19 protein-coding genes, 1 tRNA gene and 1 pseudogene are annotated in these 21,998 nt (G+C 59.5%); 15 read left to right on the forward strand and 6 right to left on the reverse strand.

Annotation, left to right across the window (positions count from 1 at the left end; translation table 11 throughout):
• Positions 1-2 precede the first annotated feature (2 nt).
• Positions 3-287 (forward strand): annotated as a pseudogene (locus tag KW830_RS02500) (lysis system i-spanin subunit Rz); the annotation flags it as partial.
• Here the strand turns inward: KW830_RS02500 and KW830_RS02505 are convergent.
• Together KW830_RS02505 and KW830_RS02510 are read right to left on the reverse strand one after the other, a co-directional pair.
• The gene (locus KW830_RS02505) at positions 274-1,395 is read right to left on the reverse strand and encodes an acyltransferase (RefSeq protein ID WP_218331956.1); all 1,122 of its coding nucleotides are present in this window, start codon (positions 1,393-1,395) and stop codon (positions 274-276) included. The pseudogene KW830_RS02500 and the gene KW830_RS02505 sit on opposite strands and share 14 nt — an antisense overlap.
• 611 nt (positions 1,396-2,006) lie before the next feature.
• Complete coding sequence (locus KW830_RS02510) at positions 2,007-2,432, reverse strand: NUDIX domain-containing protein (protein WP_218331958.1); 426 nt, start codon at positions 2,430-2,432, stop codon at positions 2,007-2,009.
• 446 nt (positions 2,433-2,878) lie between these two features.
• Here KW830_RS02510 and KW830_RS02515 point away from each other — a divergent pair, with 446 nt between their 5' ends.
• From KW830_RS02515 to KW830_RS02525, 3 genes are all read left to right on the forward strand, one after another.
• The gene (locus KW830_RS02515; protein WP_218332598.1) at positions 2,879-3,796 is read left to right on the forward strand and encodes a pseudouridine synthase; all 918 of its coding nucleotides are present in this window, start codon (positions 2,879-2,881) and stop codon (positions 3,794-3,796) included.
• Between the two features lie 66 nt (positions 3,797-3,862).
• A tRNA-Gly gene (locus tag KW830_RS02520) sits at positions 3,863-3,936 on the forward strand.
• Positions 3,937-4,019: 83 nt separating this feature from the next.
• On the forward strand, positions 4,020-5,993 hold the full coding sequence (locus tag KW830_RS02525) for a site-specific integrase (RefSeq protein WP_218331960.1): 1,974 nt from the start codon (positions 4,020-4,022) through the stop codon (positions 5,991-5,993).
• On the opposite strand, the gene KW830_RS02530 is transcribed toward KW830_RS02525, so the two are convergent.
• The 3 genes from KW830_RS02530 to KW830_RS02540 all read right to left on the reverse strand — a co-directional run bounded on the left by KW830_RS02530 (position 5,990) and on the right by KW830_RS02540 (position 8,376).
• Positions 5,990-7,093 (reverse strand): hypothetical protein, encoded by a 1,104-nt coding sequence (locus KW830_RS02530; protein ID WP_218331962.1) that lies wholly within the window; start codon positions 7,091-7,093, stop codon positions 5,990-5,992. The genes KW830_RS02525 and KW830_RS02530 overlap by 4 nt on opposite strands.
• A gap of 130 nt (positions 7,094-7,223) precedes the next feature.
• On the reverse strand, positions 7,224-7,793 hold the full coding sequence (locus KW830_RS02535; RefSeq protein ID WP_218331964.1) for a hypothetical protein: 570 nt from the start codon (positions 7,791-7,793) through the stop codon (positions 7,224-7,226).
• A gap of 196 nt (positions 7,794-7,989) precedes the next feature.
• Positions 7,990-8,376 carry a hypothetical protein gene (locus KW830_RS02540; RefSeq protein WP_218331966.1) on the reverse strand — a complete coding sequence of 129 codons (387 nt, stop codon included), beginning with the start codon at positions 8,374-8,376 and terminating at the stop codon, positions 7,990-7,992.
• Positions 8,377-8,540: 164 nt separating this feature from the next.
• On the opposite strand from KW830_RS02540, the gene KW830_RS02545 reads away from it, so the two are divergent.
• The 4 genes from KW830_RS02545 to KW830_RS02560 all read left to right on the forward strand — a co-directional run bounded on the left by KW830_RS02545 (position 8,541) and on the right by KW830_RS02560 (position 11,917).
• Entirely contained in the window at positions 8,541-9,158 is a 618-nt protein-coding gene (locus KW830_RS02545; protein WP_218331968.1) for a recombinase family protein, read from the forward strand.
• Positions 9,159-9,637: 479 nt separating this feature from the next.
• Entirely contained in the window at positions 9,638-10,846 is a 1,209-nt protein-coding gene (locus KW830_RS02550) for a reverse transcriptase family protein (RefSeq protein WP_218331969.1), read from the forward strand.
• Positions 10,839-11,573, forward strand: coding sequence for a retron Ec48 family effector membrane protein (locus KW830_RS02555; RefSeq protein ID WP_218331971.1), 735 nt, complete (start codon positions 10,839-10,841; stop codon positions 11,571-11,573). The genes KW830_RS02550 and KW830_RS02555 overlap by 8 nt, the downstream gene beginning before the upstream one ends.
• Positions 11,574-11,716: 143 nt before the next feature.
• On the forward strand, positions 11,717-11,917 hold the full coding sequence (locus KW830_RS02560) for a hypothetical protein (protein WP_218331972.1): 201 nt from the start codon (positions 11,717-11,719) through the stop codon (positions 11,915-11,917).
• A 485-nt stretch (positions 11,918-12,402) separates the two neighbouring features.
• On the opposite strand, the gene KW830_RS02565 is transcribed toward KW830_RS02560, so the two are convergent.
• The gene (locus KW830_RS02565) at positions 12,403-13,305 is read right to left on the reverse strand and encodes a transglutaminase family protein (protein WP_218331973.1); all 903 of its coding nucleotides are present in this window, start codon (positions 13,303-13,305) and stop codon (positions 12,403-12,405) included.
• A gap of 769 nt (positions 13,306-14,074) precedes the next feature.
• Here KW830_RS02565 and KW830_RS02570 point away from each other — a divergent pair.
• The 7 genes from KW830_RS02570 (at position 14,075) to KW830_RS02600 (ending at position 21,805) form a co-directional block, all read left to right on the forward strand.
• Complete coding sequence (locus tag KW830_RS02570) at positions 14,075-14,293, forward strand: CsbD family protein (protein WP_066532883.1); 219 nt, start codon at positions 14,075-14,077, stop codon at positions 14,291-14,293.
• Between the two features lie 67 nt (positions 14,294-14,360).
• Positions 14,361-14,939: a hypothetical protein gene (locus tag KW830_RS02575; protein ID WP_218331974.1), complete on the forward strand. Its 579-nt coding sequence runs from the start codon at positions 14,361-14,363 to the stop codon at positions 14,937-14,939.
• A gap of 451 nt (positions 14,940-15,390) precedes the next feature.
• Positions 15,391-16,725, forward strand: a complete 1,335-nt coding sequence (locus KW830_RS02580) for a ferric reductase-like transmembrane domain-containing protein (protein WP_218331975.1) — start codon at positions 15,391-15,393, stop codon at positions 16,723-16,725.
• Between the two features lie 854 nt (positions 16,726-17,579).
• Entirely contained in the window at positions 17,580-18,566 is a 987-nt protein-coding gene (locus KW830_RS02585) for a TRAP transporter substrate-binding protein (RefSeq protein WP_218331976.1), read from the forward strand.
• Positions 18,567-18,794: 228 nt separating this feature from the next.
• Positions 18,795-20,054 (forward strand): hydantoinase/carbamoylase family amidase, encoded by a 1,260-nt coding sequence (locus KW830_RS02590; RefSeq protein ID WP_218331977.1) that lies wholly within the window; start codon positions 18,795-18,797, stop codon positions 20,052-20,054.
• Positions 20,055-20,141: 87 nt separating this feature from the next.
• Positions 20,142-21,116 (forward strand): helix-turn-helix domain-containing protein, encoded by a 975-nt coding sequence (locus KW830_RS02595; protein ID WP_066532869.1) that lies wholly within the window; start codon positions 20,142-20,144, stop codon positions 21,114-21,116.
• Positions 21,113-21,805 carry an orotate phosphoribosyltransferase gene (locus KW830_RS02600; RefSeq protein ID WP_192333892.1) on the forward strand — a complete coding sequence of 231 codons (693 nt, stop codon included), beginning with the start codon at positions 21,113-21,115 and terminating at the stop codon, positions 21,803-21,805. The genes KW830_RS02595 and KW830_RS02600 overlap by 4 nt, the downstream gene beginning before the upstream one ends.
• Positions 21,806-21,998 lie beyond the last annotated feature (193 nt).

Below are 21,998 nucleotides of genomic sequence, written 5' to 3' on the forward strand. Positions count from 1 at the left end.
ATGCAAAAGCTGAAACAGAGCGTCTGCGTGATTGCGTGCGCGCTGGCACTTGCGGGGTGCGCATCGTCACCTGCTACGTCGATCAACCCGGTGGTCCAGGGTCCACAGATGTCGCCACCGGCGGCGTGGGCGATGGCGCCATCACGCTCGATGCAGGCGTATCAGAGCGTGTTCTCGATCTCCGGGATGCTATCGCCGAAGACGACGCAGCGTTGACTTATTTGAAAGAGTATGTGAAGCAATGTTTTGCCGTAGGCATTCAGTTAGAAAGCATCAAACTCCATTAGTCAGCTTACGCTGGACAAGCTTAAGCATCCATTTTTTTATAAAATTTGATATTTTTTCTTCTATTAATATGTATGAATATCGAGAGAAAATAATGGTAATTGTTACCATGGATGTTCCATAAAGAAATCCATAAAGATAATTTCTCATTCCCATTCTAAGAAATAGATCTTCAAAAAATGAATGTACGATGAAATGCCAGATGTATATCGAAAAAGATATATTTCCAAGATAGACCAGATGCTTGTTGATCTTGGGCGAATAGTACTTTTCATACCATGCAAATGCTGTAATCATTACAGCGAAGCCCGCGCCGGATTGGGTTATTCCGTGGCCTGTTCCATATCCAGAAAACATCTGCCAAAAAACCAAAAATCCAGAAATCAAGCATAGTGAAAAAATTAGCTCTTGGTTTATTTTTGGAAGTATTTTCACTAATTTTGCAATAAAAAATCCAACAATAAAATTCCATATTATAGGATTCGTGGCGATATTTAGGTAGCCAGAATTGAACTTATAGCCGAGATATGGAGATAAAGTTATATCGCGAAAATAAAAAGGTATAATAATCAGGGTGGTTCCAAAGAAAAGCAATATTACTAATTTTGGAAATTTGAACAATATGCTGAGTGCTACGATACCGTAGAAAAAAATCTCATAGTTCAAAGTCCACCCAACAAATAATTTTGCCCCATACATTGGAGCATGATCATTAGACAGTGGGTAGAAGAATAATGATTTAATTAACTCTATGTTGTCTTGACTAGTAGATATTAATCTGAAGTCAGGAATGGTCACGTAGCACCAGGCAATTGATGCTATCAAATACAATGGAACAATGCGTGCTATCCGCTTTATAGAGAATTCAAGCATTGAATTCAATCCAGGCCTGTAATCAGGAAGGCCCATGACGAATCCGCTAATTATAAAAAATAACGCTACCCCTGTCCCTCCATATGAAAACAGATTATCTCCAAGAGGATAGTTGGGAAGGTTGAATAATGATCGGAAATGAAAGAAGACAACCAGCAATGCTGCGATTCCACGCAGTGCCTGGATGGAGTCATATCGGGTATTTATTTTGACTGTCTGATCCGTTGCTAAAAACATGCGCTAATATTTGTTTTATTTAGAATTGGGGCTGAAACTCTTTTCAGGCGATGTGCTAAATTGCACCGCTAAGGTGCAGGAATGTAGCATTTCATTTGCAATCTGGACACCATTCCAGGCAGGCAACAGCAATCTCAAGCACTGGCGCGAGGGCGATGGCAGGGAGACAACGCGCTGGCGCAGGTGGGCGCGATCAGGGCTGAGCTCCGAAGCAGCACGACCGCGCTCGATGGCGTGAAGGGGTAGTTGTGTGGCAGCCGCTGGTTTCTGCGGCAAGTTGTCGCCTGGATCTTGCATGGTCACCGCTGCCAGATAGCATTCCAGCCTAGACAGAGCTAGCAGATGGACAGGTGCTACTTGCAGCTTGGGTCAGTGGTGGCGAAGCCGTGAATGTGGGCGCGAGCTTGCTCCTTTAGCGAGACGTCACATCAGGGTTGTGGGCGAGGCAACTCTGGGCTGAAGTTGGCGGGTTGGCGGGAGCCGTTCACACCTCGTGGATATTTCGCGTATCGCTGTCGTACTGCGTGCACCGCAGGCCAACTGCCAAGCTCAATGCGCGGGGACGCTCGCCACGCTTGGTATCCGCGATTGGCATATTGCTTCCAGCGGTGTCACACGACCAGTTTGCTGGCGATGTACTGCAGTGCCCTTTGGTATACCCAATGCCATTGCGCGGAGGGAGGTTGCGACAGTGGGTGCCAGAAGAACCGGAAGTCGTGGCCGCCATCATCATAGGTGCGGTGGGTCCAGGAGTCGGGCGGGTTGTGCACCTCGCACAGATGAAATGCCCAGATCTGGTTGGCGTGGCCGGATGCCCACAGGCCCAGGTCCGCTGCGACGTGGGAGGCATGCAGCCCGCTTTCTTCGCGCAATTCACGCAGTGCCGCCGCAGCGGAAGTCTCGCCCGGCTCGATGGTGCCTTTGACCAGTTGCAGGCCTGCCAAGGGGTGCTCGAAAGCCAGGATCTCGATGTGGCCGTGATCGCGGATGACCACCGGGCATGCCTTGCCGGGTGGTGGTGAAATGACGGATTGCATGGATACGATTTTCATCCAGGGCCAAGCTTCGATGGAGAGCGGCGCACACGACCCCGCGCACCGTGGTGTGTGGCCAGGACGGGGGTCTGAGGTTGGAGACCGCAGGCATACACCTGGTACGACAGGGCAGGTTGACGACGTATCGAGGGAGGTGGCAGCGGCGCCGAGTGTGGATGCATGCGCCGGAGCCCCAGCCTTGCAGGGGCGGCAACCTCTGCGGGGCTATGCCCTGGATGCCCCGTGCACAACGGCTATCTGCTATCTGTAGCCTGCTGCCTGCGCGGGTAAAATGGCCCCTCATTTTGCGCAGACCCGCGCAGCGTCCCCGGTGTGCTGTGGTTGCATCCCGCAGTCCTTCACACATACAAGCACTGCGGCTGACACGCTGCAGCGCTTTTTTCATTTTCCCCTGTGTGAATGGATGGGCGCTGCGCGCGCGCATGGCCATGTACAACACCCACGATCCCCGAGTTCTTCCTGTGCGCGCTGGCATCAAGCCCAGCTGTGTGGTGCTGCCTTCGCGCGGGGATGGCGTGGTGCTGGACTATCTGGTACAGCGCCTGCCGGCGGTGGCACGTGCGGACTGGTTGCGGCGCATGGCGCAGGGCGAGGTGGTGAGCGAGTTCGGGCAGCGGATCGATGCCCACACGCCTTTTCTGCCGGGTGTGCGCATCTACTATTACCGCGAGGTGGACACCGAGCCGCAGGTGCCGTTTGAGGCGCAGGTGCTGTACCAGGATGCGCACATCGTGGTGGCGGACAAGCCGCATTTTCTGCCGGTGATGCCGGGCGGGCACTATCTGCAGAATACCTTGCTGGTGCGCCTGAAGCGGCAGCTGGGTCTGCCCGATCTGTCGCCGGTCCACCGCATCGACCGGGACACTGCGGGCCTGGTGCTTTTTTCCGTGCAGCGCGCGGACCGGGGCGCCTACCAGGCCCTGTTCCGCGACCGGCTGGTGCGCAAGACCTATGAGGCCGTGGCACCGTGGCGCAGCGAGGTGGTCTTCCCGCGCGAGCATGCCAGCCGCATGGTCGAGAGCGGGGACTTCATCCGCATGCACGAGGTGCCGGGGGAGGCCAACAGCCGCACGCAGATGGAGTTGCTGGAATCCCAGGGCGACTGGGCACGCTACCGCCTGTCTCCCATCAGCGGCAAGCGCCACCAACTGCGCGTGCACATGGCGTCATTGGGGCTGGGGTTGTGGGGGGATGCGCTGTACCCCGTGGTGAACGATGCCGAGCCGGGGGACTTCTCGCGGCCCCTACAGCTGTTGGCGCGCAGCCTGGAGTTTGTGGACCCGGTCACCGGGGTGCCGCGCCGCTTTGAAAGCCGGCGCAGCCTGCGGCCCTTGCCGGATGCGTGAGGCCGCAAGAAAAAATCACGCTGGCGCGTTCTGGCCGTGTTGCCCATGCCTATAATCCGCAGCGCTGCGGGTGTCGTTCAATGGTAGGACTCTTGCTTCCCAAGCAAATAACGTGGGTTCGATTCCCATCACCCGCTCCATGTTTTCTTAAGCTGTTGCTATCAATAGCATAATTCGGTGATGGCCCATTTCGGGGCAGCCCTGTGACACAAGAGTGTGACACATGGCCTATTTTTATCGCCGCAGTAGCGGGCGCTACTATGCCCGCATCCGAGTGCCAGAGGCTCTACTGCCTCACTTCCGCACCCAAGAGTTACGCCGATCCCTCAACACGACTGACCGCGCCTTGGCTTGCCATTTGGCGCTCGCTGCGGCATTGCAGTGGAAGGCGGAATTTGTCCGCCTCAGTGGTGGTATGGATTTGGAAAAGTTGATTGCGGGTAGTCCGCTGCTGCTATCGGGCGGGCTGGTCAAGCTGGCCGACGCTGCGCCAGAGATGGGCCTATCGGTGCTGGAGCTATTCGACCAGTTCAAGGCCAGAAAACAGGGCTTGAGCGTCCAGGTCGGCGGCTTGATGGGGGCCGCTGTGCAGCAACTGAGCTATGAGGATGGTGGCCCCGGTGTTGATGTGGGAGAGAGCCTGGCAGGTAAGCGGCTTAGCCCCATTTTTGGGACGCTTTCCCTGCGACCTGAGTCTCTGGTCTTCACAAGCGGCGAAATTTTCACCGACTGCGTGTTTAAGGACAGTGCGGGCCGTCATGTGGTGCTGGACTGGCCTGGCGTGGATGTTCCCGTTGGTGAGCTACTGGCGACGCGGGCCGACTGTGAGAGCGTGCGGCAGCGGCTGGCGGTGGCTGTCACGCCTGAGATGCGCGACGCTGCTAGACCACCAGCACCCGCCACGGACGTGATCCAGGCAATGCAGGACGCGGCAACTGATGCCGCCTTGCGCGTGTCCATGGGCGAAGCATACAAACACAGGGACATGCCATGCAGCGCCTTGCTGGATGCTTATTACAAGGCCAGAGAAGGCCGCTGGGCTCCATCCACCAATGGACAGAACCGCCACATGCTGGGGCTGTTCGTCGAGTTAATGGGTGACCCCGTATTGGGCGACATTGACCGGGAACTGGTGCGTGAATACATGGAGCGCGTGGCCGGAGTTCCTCATGGCTCAAACCGGTGCCGTGGCCCTGGCAAGAAATATCACGGCATGGACATTCAGGGGCTGATAAAAGCGGCTGGGGCCGACGAGGTGGAGTTGATAGGGCCGGTGCGTGCTGGGCGGTATGTCCAAAAAATCGGAGGGGCCTTTAAGTGGGCGGTCAAGAACGGCTACATGCGCGACGACCCGGCTGCAGGCATGGTTGACACTCTTGGTTCATCAGAGAGGGTCAAAGACCAGGACAAGCGCCAGCTATTCGATTCCACCATGCTTGGGCGAATTTTCAATCAGAGCTGGTGGCGCAGTGGACGTAGTGAGCTGACCGCTGGCGGGAAAAGAAAGACCGCGCCATACAAGTATTGGATTCCGCTACTCGCTCTCTATACAGGCGCTAGGCTGAATGAGTTGGCGCAGCTTTATCTTGGGGATGTGAGGAAAAGCGAAGCGGGGACATGGCATCTTGATTTCAACCTTGACGGCGAGGGGAAGATTGACGCGGACGGCGACAAACGGCTAAAGACAATCAACGCACAGCGTGTCATTGCCTTGCACCCGGGGTTGATCCGTTTGGGGTTTTTGGAATACGTCGCTGCCTTACGCGATGCAGGGCATGTGCGTCTGTTCCCTGAGCTGAGGCATGACAAGGAAAAAGGGTATGGGAAATATGCCGGACAGTGGTTCAATGAGCATTTTTTGGGCAAACAGCTTGGGATTGAACGCGGTGTCGGCCTTTCGTTTCACAGCTTCCGGCATAGCTTCCTAACCGCCTGTGATCGCATCGATATGCCAGATCGAATGCGCGACGACTTGGCGGGCCATGCCCCTGTCGGTAGCACCGGCCATTTGCACTACATCAAGTCCAGGCTGGCGGATGAGCACATTGCCACCCTTTCAAGGGTTGGATTCGCCTTGCCTAACATCGCCCCGTTTGATACCGCTGATGGCATGAGAGCGCTATTAGATGCCATGAAGCGGCGGGAAAACCTTGCACGTCATAAGGCACGGGCCAAGATTGCGGCAAAGGACTCTTAACGGGGTCTGGCGCACCTCTTCGGTGTAGGAGGGTAGGTCGCACTGGCCATGCCCCGAGAAAGCGCCTGAAGGGCGCTCTTGACCTTGCGGTTCAGCTTGGCGTCCGGCGTGGTGTCCTTGCTGTGCTGCAATGCTCGTCCCTCAGAACCAAGCCACCCGCCCTGCCACTCCATCACGCGGTCTGTGCCCCTGTGGAGACTGGCAAGCGCAGCGGCCTTCACGGGGCTAAATTTCACGCGCCAGCGGAACTGAGCTAGCTTTTCGGGCGACGTTGGGCGCCCGGTGGTGCCAATCGCGCTGATGGCCTCTCGCAGGTCTGTGGCTAGCTTGTTGCGCGATGCCTGGACGATGGCCTCTACAGGCTTGAGCTGCTGGAAGTGCAGCAGGTCTGCCAGTCTGGTGAAGTCGTAGGAGGCCAGCGCCAGCGGGTCTGTGAGGCCGTATTCTTCAAGCGCATCCAGCTGCAACGTCACCTCTGCCCGCGCCCGGTGCTGTTCAGGTGGCAGGGGTGCAGCGTTGTTGTCCGTGACCTTCGCGTAGACCCGGTAGGCCTTGGGTGTTGGTTGGTGCCCGTGCTTGGCATCATGGTGCCCGACATACAGCGTGCCTTGAGGGGCCAGTAAGGGATCAAGGGTGAGTGGCACCACTTGGCCCCCGTGTCGCACGCTAGGGGCGTATTGACGAGCGTGCTCGCCATAGGCAGCGATACCGCCCTGCAGCAACGCGTAGGCGTCGTAGACCGCCTGGGGGTCGTGGCGCGGCTTCAGGTCGAATGCAACCTCAATCGCTGCGATCCGCGCTGGTGCCGCGAATTCAAAGCGAGCAGCTAGGCCGAGCACGACGTGGGCAATCTTGGCTGCGTTGTTGCCGTGGTGGTGCTCTTGCAGCCGGAGCACAAAGCCTGTGGCTGCGTCGGTGCACTTGTCTACGTTTTGAGGTGTGACGTGAATGACCGCATCGGATGGGCTAAGCCCAAGCAGGCCGTGCAGCTCTGCTTGGACGTATTGGAACTGTGTGGTGCGCCCCAGCGTGACCGCTATGTCCAGCCAGTCGATGGTGGCTGTGGCCTTGAAGTCGCTGAGGTTGATTTCGGGATGCATCGCTAGGCCGCCGTGGTGATCCGGCAGCTCCTTCCTGGTGGGGTGCGATTTTCAAAAATGCACCCATTTTTTTGAATGATAGGTATTGAGGGAGTCCCGATTTTTCTAGGACTTCGCTCTGCTGGCTCGGTCAGGACTCTGCCATTTCTATGACAGCTCCAGCCGGTGCGGCTTCCTCGTATGGATTGAACTCGCGTTGCCGCAACTCTTCGATCTGCTCGGCGGTCAGCTCTTGGATCACCAGCTCTGGCAAAGGCTTGTCGTCTGCTGCACGCTCATCCATGCGCAGGCTGTGCCTCCACACGTCCGCCGTGTTCTTCAGCGCCGTTGAGTAGGCCACGATGGCCCGCATGGTTAGTGCCGCATCCTTGGGCGTTGTCGGAGGCTTCTCGGTGACGGTCTCCAGCGTTGCGGCCATCGCTTCGCGGATGGCCTGAACGTGTGCAAGGTCGTCCTGCAGGAGCTGGGCTGCTTGCTGTCGGATTGCATCGTCTGAAGTGATCAGGGCCAGCAGCTTGCTGCGGCTGGCCTCGATCACTTCGGGCAGGGCTGTGCCCTTGGCGGTGCCATGCTTGGCGAAGAGGCGTGCGAGGGTTCGCACGCCGATGCCAAGCTGCTGGCTAATGGCCGTCACTGTGTAGCCCGCCGCCCTCATGCTGAGGGCTTGGGCAACGGCGTCCGGCGCGGTGTTTTTTGTCATTGTCTTGGTCTGTCTAAGACTGTCTCTTGGACTGTTTTAGGAGAGGTGTATCTATGCAGTTATTAGGAGGTGCGTGACTGTCCGAGGGGGGGCAACCAGCACCGCGCTGCCAAAAGCCATTTGGATTCAATGCGTTGACGCTATTGGTGTGCGTGCGTCGGCTGACGATGCGCTGCAAAAGTGGTGCAAAAACCTGTCAAATTTTTGCGGGCGCAGGGCCAAACTGGGCGGCTAGCTCATCGAATGAGGGCAGCGGGGGAACGAGCTGAGTGCTGACGAAATCGGCGGCAGCTTCGACGTTGCCGCAGTTGACCTCCAGGAACTTGGCGCGAGCCATGACGCCGGTATAGCGATCCAGCGCCCGCTCCAGCACGTCCCCAAGGGCAGCTGACACAGCGATGCCTTGCCGTGCAGCGGCAGCCTCAATCCATTCCATGTGGAGCGGGGCAACACGCATGCGGAAGGTGCGCACGCCTTGCTCTTTCAGCTTCGACTCGCGGCGTTGCATGCGCTCTGCGGCGGTCATGGCCTTGCCTCCAATTGGCTTGCGGCCTCGCTGTGTTTTTGCTTCATTTTCAGTCATGGAGAAACTGTAGCAAATTTCGTAAGACTCTCACATATAAGAACTACAATGTATTGACACTTTTTGGGTATGCCTCAAGCGAACCATTGTTTCTTGGTTTTGCTTATAGGCTTTGACGACCTAAAACGAACCGATTCCAAAGAACCATCTATATCGAACTGAGTATGTTTGTCCGCGCCTACCTCCGAGCCTCCACCCAAGAACAAGACGCAAACCGCGCCCGTGCTGCCCTAGAGGCTTTCGCTGCAGAGCGTGGCTTGGCTGTGGCTGCTTGGTATGTGGAGAACGAGTCCGGGGCGAGCTTGAAGCGCCCTGAGCTGTTTCGGCTGCTGGGGGACTGCAAGGCGGGGGACGTGCTGCTGATTGAGCAGGTGGATCGCCTGTCACGCCTGAATGACGCGGACTGGGAGGTGCTGAAGCGTGAGATTGGAGTGCGTGGTGTGCGCATCGTGGCGCTGGACTTGCCCACGTCCTGGCAGAGCATTGCCACCACGGACGAAACCACGGCCCGCATTCTGGCCGCTGTGAACGGGATGCTGCTGGACATGCTGGCCGCGATTGCCCGCAAGGACTACACAGACCGCCGCCGTCGTCAGGCAGAGGGAATCGCCAAGGCCAAGACCGGAGGAGCCTACAAGGGGCGCAGGGAGGATGCGGGGCGCAATGCTGCCATCGTGTCCATGCTGGCCAAGGGTATGAAGTGGAGCGAGATTCAGCAGGCTACAGGGTGCAGCCGTAGCACCCTGAGCCGGTTACGTGAGCGAGTTGTTGCGACAGACTAACCACACTGAAATTCCTAGCGTAGCTTTGACTCATGGGGTTTTGAAGTCAATGTCTAAATCTTCTATTAAGCACAGTCAGTGAAGTTGATAGTGCGCACAAACTAACTCTTTGTGATGACGTTCATTGATTGTGAGTGCGCAAAGGAGTGTCGCTTAATCGCCTCAATGTAAAATTTATTGCAAATGTAAGCGCATGGCATAGTAAGCTTGTATCGCGCGGGTGTATCGCCCGTTTGCTGCAATCGACAGTTTTCGTTGTTGGGTAAGTCTGTAAACCAGACGCTGACTTGTGCTTTTGTCGCAGGTTGGCTTGTGGGGAGGAGGGGGCACCGTCCGCCTCTTCGCCTCGAAGAGAGTTAGTCGCAGGGTTTGGCCATGAAGGGTATGGCAGTTACCAACGACTTGTCGATGAATGCAACATACCCTTCTGCACCCTATTTTATGGGTTGGTCAAACCACTTTGAATATAGAGGGTGGTCTTGACATATACGGCTAAGCTTCACCCTGAAAAGGTAGCATTAAGCTCGATTTCTAATATCGATAATCTCTGTGATGCATTGGATATTAGCGTTGCAGAGTTGACTGCTGCGATGAAACTTTCTCCTGAGCAAAGATACACTTCAGGGGTGGTTCCAAAGAAGGATGGATCTGATCGGATTATTAACAATCCGCATCATTTAATTCGAAAAATTCAACGAAGAATAAATAAAAGAATTTTTTCTGATCAGGATGTAATTTCTTGGCCTGATCATGTTTTTGGGTCTATTCCAAACGATGACCTTTCTATATCCCCTGCATCGGATAAGGATTACGTCAATTGCGCGAGACAGCATTGCTGTGCGAAGAGCGTTTTGTCTGTGGATATAAAGGATTTTTTCGATAATATTCATTATGAAGCAGTCGTTAGTATATTTGAAAGCTTCTTGAAATATCCGGCGGATGTGGCTGATGCTTTGGCCAATGTATGCTGCAAAGGCGAGCATGTTGTTCAGGGTGCATTGACTTCAAGCTATATCGCAACCTTGTGCTTACATGCCGTTGAGGGCGATTTGGTTAAGCGCTTGCGACACAAGGGGCTTGTGTATACCCGGCTGGTTGATGACATAACGATCTCCAGTAAATTGGCAAATTACGATTTTGGATTTTCGCTAAAGCAAGTTGAAAAAATGCTGCATGGTGCAGATCTTCCATTAAATGATGGAAAGACTAGAATTCAGCATGCATCCATGCAGCCCTTGATTGTCCACGGTCTAAGGGTTGATTTTAGTCAGCCTAGATTGCCGCCATCTGAGCCACGGAATATTCGTGCGGCGGTAAAAAATCTTGAGTTAATGGCGAATAGCCCTGGATATCGAGCATCACGTGCATATAGGCGTGACTTTAATCGCTGTATGGGGCGTGTCAATAAGCTTGGGCGTGTTAAGCACAATCAGCATTCAGAGCTTCTTGCGCGCGTGCGGCGTGTTCTTCCTTTGCCATCTCACAAAGATATTGAAAGAGCTGAGAGACAAGTTGACAGGCTTGAGGTTGATTTCTTAAAGCCAAACTATAGAAGCACATATTGGTTTTATAAGAGATATTATGTTGCCATGGAGAGGTTGGGTATCCTCAAGCGATCTTTTCCGAAGAAAGCAGCTGAGCTAAGAGCTCGGCTAATAGTCATGCGACCCTCTGGAAAGTATGAATAAAATAAAAGAATATTTTCTTGGAAGATCCCTTGGCTTGGTTGTTTTGGGAGGAGTTCTAATATTTGTATTTTCTATTGGAATCGGTTTTTCTTTGTTGGTTCTTGTTAGCACTTCTCTGGAAGAGAAATTGTTTTCTAAGGACTTCTGCTTTACCGGGGAATGCGTTTCATATTATTTTGAGAGTATAGATGAATCCCTGATTGTTGCCAAGGCAACACTTGATGTTGGTGTGGCAATTGCGACTATTGGGGGTATATTTGTGGCACTTTTGAGCTACATAAATTCTTCAGGTAGTGCAGCGCTGGCTAATCATATTGAGCATTTGAAAGTATTTCGGGAATATATTGATGCGGAAATTGAGCGAAAAGATAGGCTATCTAAACAATTAATCGATTCACTATTGTTATATGGATTTATTTTTGATCAATCGAGAAGTGGGAAGACCTCGGTTTCTGCTGAATTTAGAGGCCTAATTGTTGGGCTGAATTCGGTTATTCAGGATTCCAATAATGTGTGCAAGATTGGTGCGACCGGTGGTTTTGATTACAAAAAGCATCAGCAACGTATCAGGGATCAACTTTCTCCAGCAGGTATTCAAGTTTATCTTGCCCCTCGAAATGATTATTTTGAAATGGAGAGGCAATTATTCTTGCTGATTCAGCGTATTAGTCAGTCATTTTGTGCGCCAGGATCACTGCCAGATTTGCTAGCCAGAGAATATTATTGATTAAATATTCTTTGCAGAATAAGCATTGCAGGAACAGAATCAAGAAGATCATCGCCATCTCGATGGCTGCTTTCGTCGTGACGGGCTGCGCTGTGGTGGGGAAGTCCTATGGCAAGGGCGCAGTAAACACGTTCTAGGCTGGTGTGACCACCAAGGCTGAAGTGATCCAGAAGCTGGGTAAGCCACTGGCTACCCGGACGGATAAGGACGGCGAAGTTCTGATGCAGTGGAAGCACGTTGTGGGCACCCCTCTGGGAGCCAAGGGCGATGCCCTGGTGCTGGCCTTTGACAAGGATGGCACCTTCACTCGCGTTCACAAGACTAGCTCCGTCAGCACCTGCTGATCTGATTGCATCCAACCTGCACATAAGGCCGCTCATGCGGCCTTTTTCTTTGCCAACTATTGCAAGGGGGTGACACAAAGGTGTGACACAAGCCTTCCGTTTTGACCTAGGATTTACCTCTGTCACAGGGGCTGCAAGAGTGGCGCAAAAGTGTGTGCCACTTCCCATCACCCGCTCCAGCTTTCATGCATTCAACAAGGCCCTGTAGGGCCTTTGTTTTTTCTGCGGCCGCCATGGCGCCGGAGCCGAGGGATCGCCAGCCCTGGCCTGCTATCTCTCCTGACCGTTGTTCATCCTTGGGGTTGCCGGCACTGAGCCACATGTCCCGGATTGCCTCATTGGCTCGGCTGCAGGGGCCGTGTGGTTGTGCTGCGCACGAGGGGCCGCTGACGGGCAAGAGAGCCCGCTGCCGTGGTGCGTGCACGGAATGCGCACAGGGCAGCCAGAGACAGGGGGCCGCCAGATGGGGCAGAGCCCTGGTTGCCCTAGCTGGTGACTGCTGGTTGGCCGTGTGCCGGTGTGACCCCGTCGGTGGACAGCGCCTGGAGCGTGTGCACGGGTTGCGCCCAACCGTGTGCGGGGTCCTGGTCGGTCCACACCTGAATATGGGGAGGCTCGCTGACCACACCGCCAAAAATGGTGGCAAAGGCGACGTCGGCGGCGTCCCGCCCCGTGGCCAGCCGCATCATGCCCATGGGGACGGCTGTACCCGAGGGATCGAACAGATACCAGCGATCGCCCAGGTACACCTCGACGTAGGCGTGGAAGTCGGGCGGGCCCAGTGTCGGGTCGGCGCCGTAGTCGGTACCGGTGACAAAGCGCGCGGGCAGGTTGATGGCGCGGCACAGGGCGATCATCAGGTGGGCAAAGTCGCGGCAGACGCCCACGCGCTCTATCAGCGTGTCCACGGCTGACGTGGTGCCGCTGGAGCTGTTGGAGCGGAACGTGACATGCCGACGCACCCAGTCGCAAATCGCCTGGGCACGCAGATAGCCTTGTGGCAACTGGCCAAACAGTCCTACCGCGTAGTTCGACAGGCGATCGGACTGGCAATAGCGGCTGGGGTAGATGAAGTGCAGCACCTCCAGCGGCAGCAGGTGCACGGGCACTTCGGCAATGTGCAGCGGGTCGTCCAGGTGGTGCGTGATTTCTACAGTGGCCTGGTACTGCACGCGCAGCGGCCCGGGTTGCGCATGCAGGCGCAGACAGCGCTGGCCCACGTTCTGGCTTTGCTGCACATCCCATGTGGCGCCGCTCTGGCTGATGGTGAGGTTTTCATACGGCACCACCTGGTGGGCGGTGCGCGCCGCATGGAAGTAAAAGAAAAAGTCGGCACCCGGTGGCAGCACCGTGTAGGCCAATTCAAGTTGCAGCTGGAGTCTGATCATGGTCGTCTCCGGCAACCTGTCATGCAGAAGGATTCCTGTCGCTGGCGGCATGCGCCGATTTGCGCAGGGTTGTGCCGAGCAGGCTGGATTGCCATCAGTGACCTGCGCCGGGACTAGGACCAGTATGTGCGCATTGCCGATCGGAGCCCCTTCGCAAAGACCATGTGTCGCGGTGTGGGGTCCGAAGTTTGGGGCCTTTGCGTGCCGACAGGCGTGTTGCCATTCTCTGCAGCAGAGCGGTTCCTGTGCTGCGCGGCAGGCACAACAAAGCCCCTCGCAAGGGGCTGGAGTGAATCGGCCAGTGGCGTCACTTCTTCCCGCCGCCTGGGGGCGGGTTGTTGCCGCGACCACCACCGGATGGTGCGCCCGTTTTGCTGGGCCAGTTGGGATTGGGAGTCTGTCCACTCATAGGCAAGCCTTGCACGCGTCAGGGAGTGCCCATGGTCTGCCTGCACGCGGTGCAAGGCAATGGCCGGCCCTACTGGCGAAAGGGTAAGTTGGGGGAGTGCGCGCTCGGCTTTGCCCTTTTTTGGGGCGTGGAGCGGGATTTTTTCTCTCGTAACCCTTCGTTTCGTCCTACAGGGTTGCCCCTGGGGGAGCGTTCCAAGAGGTCCCACACGCGGTAGGTACACCCCCACAGCCATGTGCCCCCATGCCCGACGAGGGGGGCGGGCTCCGCTTCTTAGAGTAGGGCTTCCCCCTACCGCACCGGTAGATGCCATCAACTTCGACGGGGAACCACTCTCCGTCCAACCCAAGAAGAGGCCATATGAACGAAGACCGTATTGCAGGCAATTGGAAGCAGTTCAAAGGGAAGATCAAGGAACAGTGGGGCAAGCTGACCGACGATGACTTCGACGTCATTGCCGGCAAGCGCGATCAGTTCCTGGGCAAGCTCCAGGAGCGCCAGGGCATTGCCAAGGAGGTGGCTGAGCAGCAGCTGACCGACTGGCAAAAGCGCAACCCCGACTTCCGCTGGGACGAATAAGCGTCCGATCTTGCGGGGGCTGCCAGGCAAGCCGGCAGCCCCTCCCACTCCCACAAGGAGACCGACTATGCAGAAATTTCCCCAACTCCTGGCCACCTGCGTGGCGGCCGTGATGGCCACCTCGGCATTCGCACTGACACCTGCCGAGCACAAGGCCGAAAAAGACCGTATCAGTGCCGACTACAAAGCCGCTGTGGCGCATTGCAAAACCATGAATGGCAATGCCAAGGATGTGTGCGAGAAGGAAGCCAAGGGCCACGAGAAGGTGGCGCTGGCCGAGCTGGATTACAAAAAGGATGCCAGCGAGAGCAACCGCTACAAGGCGGCCAAGGCCCGGGCGGATGCCGGCTATGACGTAGCCACCGAGAAATGTGACGACCAGTCCGGCAATGCCAAGGACGTCTGCAAGAAGGACGCCAAGGCCGCCCATGTGAAGGCGTTGGAAGCGGCCAAGGTGGCCGAGGTACGCAACGAGCCCAACGCCGACCCTACCTCCAAGGCTGCCGATGTGTCTGCGGTCCGTCGTGAGGCCGACAAGAACGTGCGCGAAGCGGACTACAAGGCCGCGGCCGAGCGGTGCGACGCCCTGTCCGGCGATGCCAAGGACAAGTGCGTGACGGACGCCAAACGCCGGTTTGGCCAGTAAGCGCGCAACCACAGGTTTTCAGGGCCACCGCGGTGGCCTTTTTTTGTGCTTGTGTCCTTGTTGCGTTCGCCCCGACCGCCTTGGCGCTGCGCCGACCCATCCCTAGGGAACTGGGGGCAGGTAACAGGTATGGGGACTGACGGCCTCTGCCATGGATGGCACCTCCCGTGGCATGGCCGCGCGGGAGAGGACTGTGGGCGGCTGGAGACAGGGCGCGAAGGCGCTAAGGCCTGCCTGCTTGATCCTGGTCACAGACCGTTCTCGCACTGCGGCAGTCGGGTAGAAACTCTGGGTTTCAATGGTTGGCAGCCACTGCCGACGCGGTTCGCCATAGCCGCCAGGGCGTGCCGTTGATCCTGTGCGGGCCTGCCCGTGGGGCGGAAGCACGCGCCATGGAGGGCATGTCCCTAAGATGGCGGCAGGGCTGCCCAGATCCGAAGGGAGGTTATGCATGAAGCGCATCCAGTTTGCTCTTGTCGCCATCTTGCTGGTGCTGACCGCGCTGTGGCTGGCCGCCGATACGCTGCGCCCCGAGGCGTTCAGCTATTTCTCGTTTCGCACCGTGTTCGTGCAGTACAGCGGGGTGCTGGCCATCGGCCTGATGAGCATTGCCATGCTGCTGGCATTGCGGCCGAAGTGGCTGGAGCCGCACCTGGACGGCCTGGACAAGATGTACCGCCTGCACAAGTGGCTGGGCATCACCGCGCTGGTGTGGGCGGTGCTGCACTGGTGGTGGGCCAAGGGAACCAAGTGGATGGTGGGCTGGGGCTGGCTGGAGAAGCCGGCTCGCAAGGCCCATGCCGCCGAGGCGATGGGCAGCATCGAAGCCTGGCTGCGCAGCCAGCGGGGTCTGGCGGAATCCGTGGGCGAGTGGACCTTCTACCTGGCGGCCGTGCTGATCGTCCTTGCCCTGGTGCACCGTTTTCCCTACCACCTCTTCGTCAAGACCCACAAAGTGCTGGCGCTGGCCTATCTGGCCCTGGCCTACCACTCCGTGGTGCTGACCAAGTCCGATTACTGGACGCAGCCGGTCGGCGTGGTGCTGGCCCTCTTGCTGCTGGGCGGCAGCGTGGCTGCGGTACTGGCCCTGGCAGGGCGGATCGGTGCCGGGCGCAAGGTGCAGGGCCGGATCGAGACCCTGACCGAGTACCCGGCGCTGCGCGTGCTGCAAACGACGGTCGCGCTGGAGGCCGGCTGGCCCGGCCATGCGGCGGGGCAGTTTGCCTTTGTCACCTCGGACCGGGTGGAAGGCGCGCACCCCTACACCATTGCCTCGGCCTGGAACCCGACAGAGGGCCGGCTCACGTTCATCACCAAGGCGCTGGGCGACCACACCAGCCGCCTGCGGGAGCGGCTGAAGCCCGGCATGCCGGTCACGGTGGAAGGCCCTTATGGCTGTTTCACGTTTGAGGATGGGTTGCAGCACCATATCTGGATCGGTGCGGGCATTGGCATCACGCCCTTTGTGGCCCGCCTGAAGCACCGCGCCGCCCACCCGCACACCCGGACGGTGGATCTGTTCCACCCCACGGCCGACTACGAGCAGGCTGCGATAGACCAGCTGACGGCCGATGCCGCAGCGGCGGATGTGCGCCTGCACCTGCTGGTCGACGGCCAGGATGGACGCCTGAACGGCGAGCGCATCCGGGCGGCGGTGCCGCAGTGGCGGTCCGCCAGCATCTGGTTCTGCGGCCCGGCAGGGTTTGGCCAGGCGCTGCGCGAAGACTTCTGTGCCCACGGCCTGCCGCCCGAACGGTTTCACCAGGAGATGTTTCAGATGCGCTGAGCTTCGGCGATGGTGCCGGGCCGATGCAGGAGCGGGCATGGCGCTGCGTGCATGCAAGCACAACGGTGGTCTGATGGACCAGTGAGAGGGTCATCATCGGGATTGCCGCAGGCGGGCAGGCAGGGACAAAGAGGGGAAGTGCGCGCGAAGCGGCGCGGCAGGGGAGGTGCGCTGGCGCTGGCGAGATGGAGTCGGTCGTGCTTTGAAAAAAGTGCTTGGCTAACCGGGCGAACCGCTGGCTAGCAAAAACGCTTTGCAGACCCGAAGGCCTGCGAGGCGCCCCACGATGAAACTCGCGAGCAGCAGTAGAGGTTGCCGCTCGTTGGAATGAAGTATATGAGATAACGAGAATCATTCGCAATTAACCCTGAGCCAAGCAGGGATGTCGGCGCGTGCTGAAGGTGGACTCACCTGGCAGCGCGGGCCACGGCGCCAGGTGCGGTCGTCTGTTGGCGGTACGGCGGGCATCGAGGGCGGCATGCCGGGAGCCTTGTCGCAACGGCCGCGCCGTGGAGTGCTGAGGCACGGGGCACACAGCACGGGCATGGGCATGAAGGAGCTCCAGGGGGCGCTCCCAGCACCACTCGCTACTACTACCTGCTATCTGCTATCTGCCTGCACCCCACGCCCGGCGTGCCATTTGTGCGCTGCGGCGGGCGCGCGGCAGCCGACCTGTCCTGTGCTTCGGGTTGGGGGGCATCTGCGTTTGCGTGGCGTGGCCGGATGGCCTGCAACGGTGGCAGTGGTGTAATCGCCCAGCGAAACAGTCTCTACCGTCCGTCCGCTTTTTCGGGCGGGCCTCTCTAGAATCCTCCCCGCACGTCCCGTCGCTATAACTAAGGAGATCCCCTGTCATGCGTTTTTCCCGTCGCACTCTGGTGGCCAGTTCGGCTGCAGCTTTGCTGGGCCTGTCCAGCCTGAACGCTGCCGCTGCCGGCAAGGAAGTCAAGATCGGCTATGCCCTGGCCCAGGCTTCGCACTTTGGCGCGGCCGCCCAAGGCTGGTCCGGCTATGTGGAGAAGGCCACCAACAATGCTTTCCAGTTCAAGCACTTCCCCTCCAGCGCCCTGGGCGGCGAGCGCGAGCTGATCGAAGGCCTGCAACTGGGCACCGTGGAAGCGGCCGTGGTCTCCACCGGCGCCCTGAGCAACTTTGTGGCCGACGTGGGTGTGGTGGACATTCCCTTCCTGTTCCGTGACCTGGGCCATGCCCGCAATGTGCTGGACGGCAAGTTCGGCACCGACCTGCTGGCCAAGTTCCAGCAGCGCGGCCTGATCGCGCTGGCCTGGGGTGAGCAGGGCTTCCGCCACCTGAGCAACAACAAGCACGCCGTCAAGAACGTGGCCGACATGAAGGGCCTGAAGATCCGCGTGACGGAGAACCCGGTGCACATCACCGCCTTCCGCGCGCTGGGCGCTTCGCCCACGCCCATGTCCTGGCCGGAAGTGGTCAGCGCACTGCAGCAGGGCACCATCGACGGCCAGGAGAACCCGATCTCCGTGCTGACCTCGGCCAAGCTGTGGGAGGTGCAAAAGCACCTGTCGCTGACGGCCCACGTCTACGCCCCCATGGTGCTGCTGGTCTCGCCCAGCTTCTGGAATGGCCTGAACGCCCAGCAGAAGGCGGCCTTCACCGACGGTGCCAAGATCGGCGGCAAGGCGTCGCGCACCTTTGTGGACGAAGTGGAGAAGAAGGGCGTGGAAGAGGCCCGCAAGCACGGCATGGCCGTGGTGGACAACGTGGACCGCGCCGCGTTCCGCAAGGCGCTGGACAAGCCCTACGAGCAGTTCGCCAAGAAGTTCGGCCAGAAGACGCTGGACGATATCGCCGCCACCAAGTGAGGGGCGCAGCCGCAGTGCGCGCAGAGCGTGCGCTGCCTGTGCTGCCTGCGCTGTTGCCACCCGGGCCTGCCGCGTGCAGGCCTTTTTTGCGCCCGGTTTGTATCAAAAAAGATATTTTGAATTCTTTCGGATGTTTGTGTCATTCAAATTCGGTATCTTTTTCGAGATTATCATGTTGCCTTAGCAACCCCTGTCGGGTCGCGCACTGTGCGCACCCTCTCTCTCCCCATGGAATTGCAGACTTTCCAGCCGCTGGCGACGCAGCTGTTCGCCGACATCCGTTCCCTGACTTTCGACGGCGTGGGGGTCACCCGCGCCAGCTACGGGCCTGGTGAAGACCTGGCGGCCCAGCACCTGGAGACCTTCGCCCGGGGCGAAGGCCTGGAGGTGGCACGCGACCGCGCGGGCAACCTCGTCTTCAGCGACCCGGCGGACACCCGGAGCGTGCCGGCCGTGTGGGTGGGCTCGCACATGGATTCCGTGCCGCAGGGCGGCAACTACGACGGCCTGGCCGGCATCGTGGCCGGCCTGCTGGTCCAGGTGGCGGCGCGCCGTGCGGGCGTACAGCTGCCGGTGCCGCTGAAGGTGGTGGGCTTTCGCGGCGAGGAAAGCGCCTGGTTCGGCAAGGCCTATATGGGCTCCGGCGCGCTGTGGGGCAAGCTCACGGCGTCCGACCTGGAGCTGCAGCGCCGGGGCGACGGCAAGACCTTGCGCGAATGCATGCAGGCCAGCGGCGCCGATGTGGAGGCCATTGCCCGCCAGGAAAAGCTGCTGAACCCGGGCGACATCCGCGCCTATGTGGAACTGCACATCGAGCAGGGCCCGGTGATGGTGGCGCGCAAGATCCCGCTGGGCGTGGTCAGCGGCATCCGCGGCAATGTGCGCCACAACCTGATTGGCTGCGTGGGCGAAGCCCAGCACAGCGGCGTGGTGCCGCGCTGGCTGCGCCATGACGCGGTGTTTGCCGTGGCCGACCTGATCATGCGCCTGGACACCCACTGGCGTGCGCTGCTGGAGCGCGGCACCGACCTGGTGGTGACCTGCGGCGTGCTGCAGACCAACCCGGCCGAGCATTCCATCTCCCGCGTGCCGGGCTATGCCAGCTTCAGCCTGGAGGCGCGCAGCAAGAGCATCGACACGCTGGAAGCCTTCTACCAGCTGGTGCAGGCGGAGATGCGCTCCATCGAGCGCGAACGCGGCGTGCAGTTCCAGCCCGACCGCCGCCTGCTCAGCGACCCGGCGGTCACCGATGGCCAGCTGTCCGAGCTGCTGTCCCGCGCCTGTGCCGCACGCGGCATTGCCCATGAGAGCATTCCCAGCGGTGCCGGCCACGATGCCGCGCTGTTTGCCAACGGCGGCGTGCCCAGTGCCATGCTGTTTGTGCGCAACCAGAACGGCTCGCACAATCCGCACGAAGCCATGGAGATGGACGACTTCATGCAGGGCGTGCAGGTGCTGGCCGATATGTTGGAGGCACTGCCCGCCTGAACGCACTGCGATCGCATGCCGCACGCTGCGCATCGCACGCCACGCATCGCTATAGTGCGCGCCAGCCCGTGATTTGCTGCACCTTCCATGACCGCCACTGCCACCCCTTTTTCCGCTGACAGTCCCCGCCCGGCCATCGACTATGCCGGTCTGGGCGACCGTCTGCGTGCCTACCGCATCGGCGCCGGCCTGCAGGCCGACGATGTGGCGGCGCAGCTGGGGGTGTCGCGTGCGGTGGTCTACCGCATGGAAAAGGGCGAGATCGTCAAGATCGATACGCTGGAGCGCCTGGCCGCCTTGCTGGGCACCAGCATGGCCTCGCTGCTGGGTGTGGAGACCGAGTACTACGCCAGCGCGCTGGCGCTGTTCGAGCGCATGCGCCAGCTGGAAGAGAAGTCCGACCGCATCCTGGCGCATTTCGAGCCGATCTCGCTGCTGCTCACCTCCGACGCCTACCTGGGCCACCTGGGGCAGATGCTGTACGAAGGTCTGCCCGCCACGCTGCTGGCGGATGAAGCGACCCTGCGCCGCCGGGAAATCGCCCGCATGCTGGAAGTGCTGCAGGAGCGCAGGCGCGACTTTGCGCTGCGCAAGCCGCAGATCGTCAGCCTGGTGGGCCTGCGCGAGCTGGAGCGCTTTGTGCTGACCGGCCTGGTCGGCCGCGTCGATCTGCCCGCTGCCGTGCGCGCCCAGCGCGTGCAGGCGGCGTGCGACGAGGTGCTGCGCATGGCCGACCTGATGGACAGCGAGCCCTGGCAGGTGCAGGTGGGTCTGGTGGACGACGCCATGCCGTCCGCCACCTACCAGCTGCTGCGGGGGCCGCAGCACCATGTGCTGCTGCACAGCCCGTTCCGCCTGGGGGAGCTGCCCAATGTGCGCAACGGCATTGCCATGGTCACCACCTCGCCCGAAGCCGTGCGCTTGCACGAAAACATGACCCAAACCCTGTGGAACGCCGCCTGCAAGGGCCGCGAAGGGGCCCGTCGGCTGCGCGCCCTGGTGGCGCGCATGGCCACTGCCTTGCCCTCGCCACCGGCCACTGCTTACCCTGATACACCATGAACACTTCGATCTCCGCTGCTTCCTCCCCCCTGACCAACCAGCAGTTTCTGCGCCGCCAGGCCGCCGGCTGGCTGCTGGATGCCGGCTGCGTCGACGCCCGCACCACCGACCCGTTCCGTCTGCCTTCGGGCTGGACCACGCCGGTCTACATGGACGGCAGCCGCCTGATTTCCTTCCCCACCATCCGCCGCGAGCTGATGAAGCAAGGCCTGCAGCGCCTGCTGGACGCGGGCGCGCTGCAGGGGCTCAGCGGCGTGGCCGGCGGCGAATCCAGCGGCATCGCCTTTGCGGCCTGGCTGGCCGAGAAGATGGACCTGCCGCTGCAGTACGTGCGCAAGCGTGCCGTGGGGGTGCGCCAGATCGAAGGCGTGGTGGAGCAGGGCGGCAAGGTGCTGCTGGTGGACGATATGGTGTCCGCCGGCCAGTACAAGCTGAGCTTCATCGATGCGCTGCGCGCCGAAGGCGCCCGCGTGGAAGACCTGTTCGTGGTGTTCGACTACGGCTGCCTGGGGGCCGCCCCGGTGCTGCAGCAGCACGGCGTGCGCGTGCACGCCCTGTGCGACTGGCGCGATGTGCTGGAACAGGCCCGCGCGCGCGGCCAGTTCAGCGACGCGGCCCTGCAGACCTGGGAAGAGTTTCTGCAGGCGCCGGCCGAATGGTCGATCGCCCATGGCGGCGTAGGGCAGTAAGCGCCACCTCCCAAGACCGGGGCCACCGGCCCCTGCCGCACAGGGCCTGGGGTGAGACCGTGTTGTGCCCAGGAGCGCGTGGCCCATGTTCAGGGCACGGGCCCTGCGCCCCTTCGGCCAACCCGCGGCCTTGCTGCCCGCAGTCCTTGGGGCCTGAGGTCCGACGGACGGGCTGCATGGGACAGAATCCCTC

The sequence above is a fragment of the Comamonas sp. CMM03 genome, from assembly GCF_019218715.1.
Classification (GTDB): Bacteria; Pseudomonadota; Gammaproteobacteria; order Burkholderiales; family Burkholderiaceae_C; genus Comamonas; species Comamonas terrigena.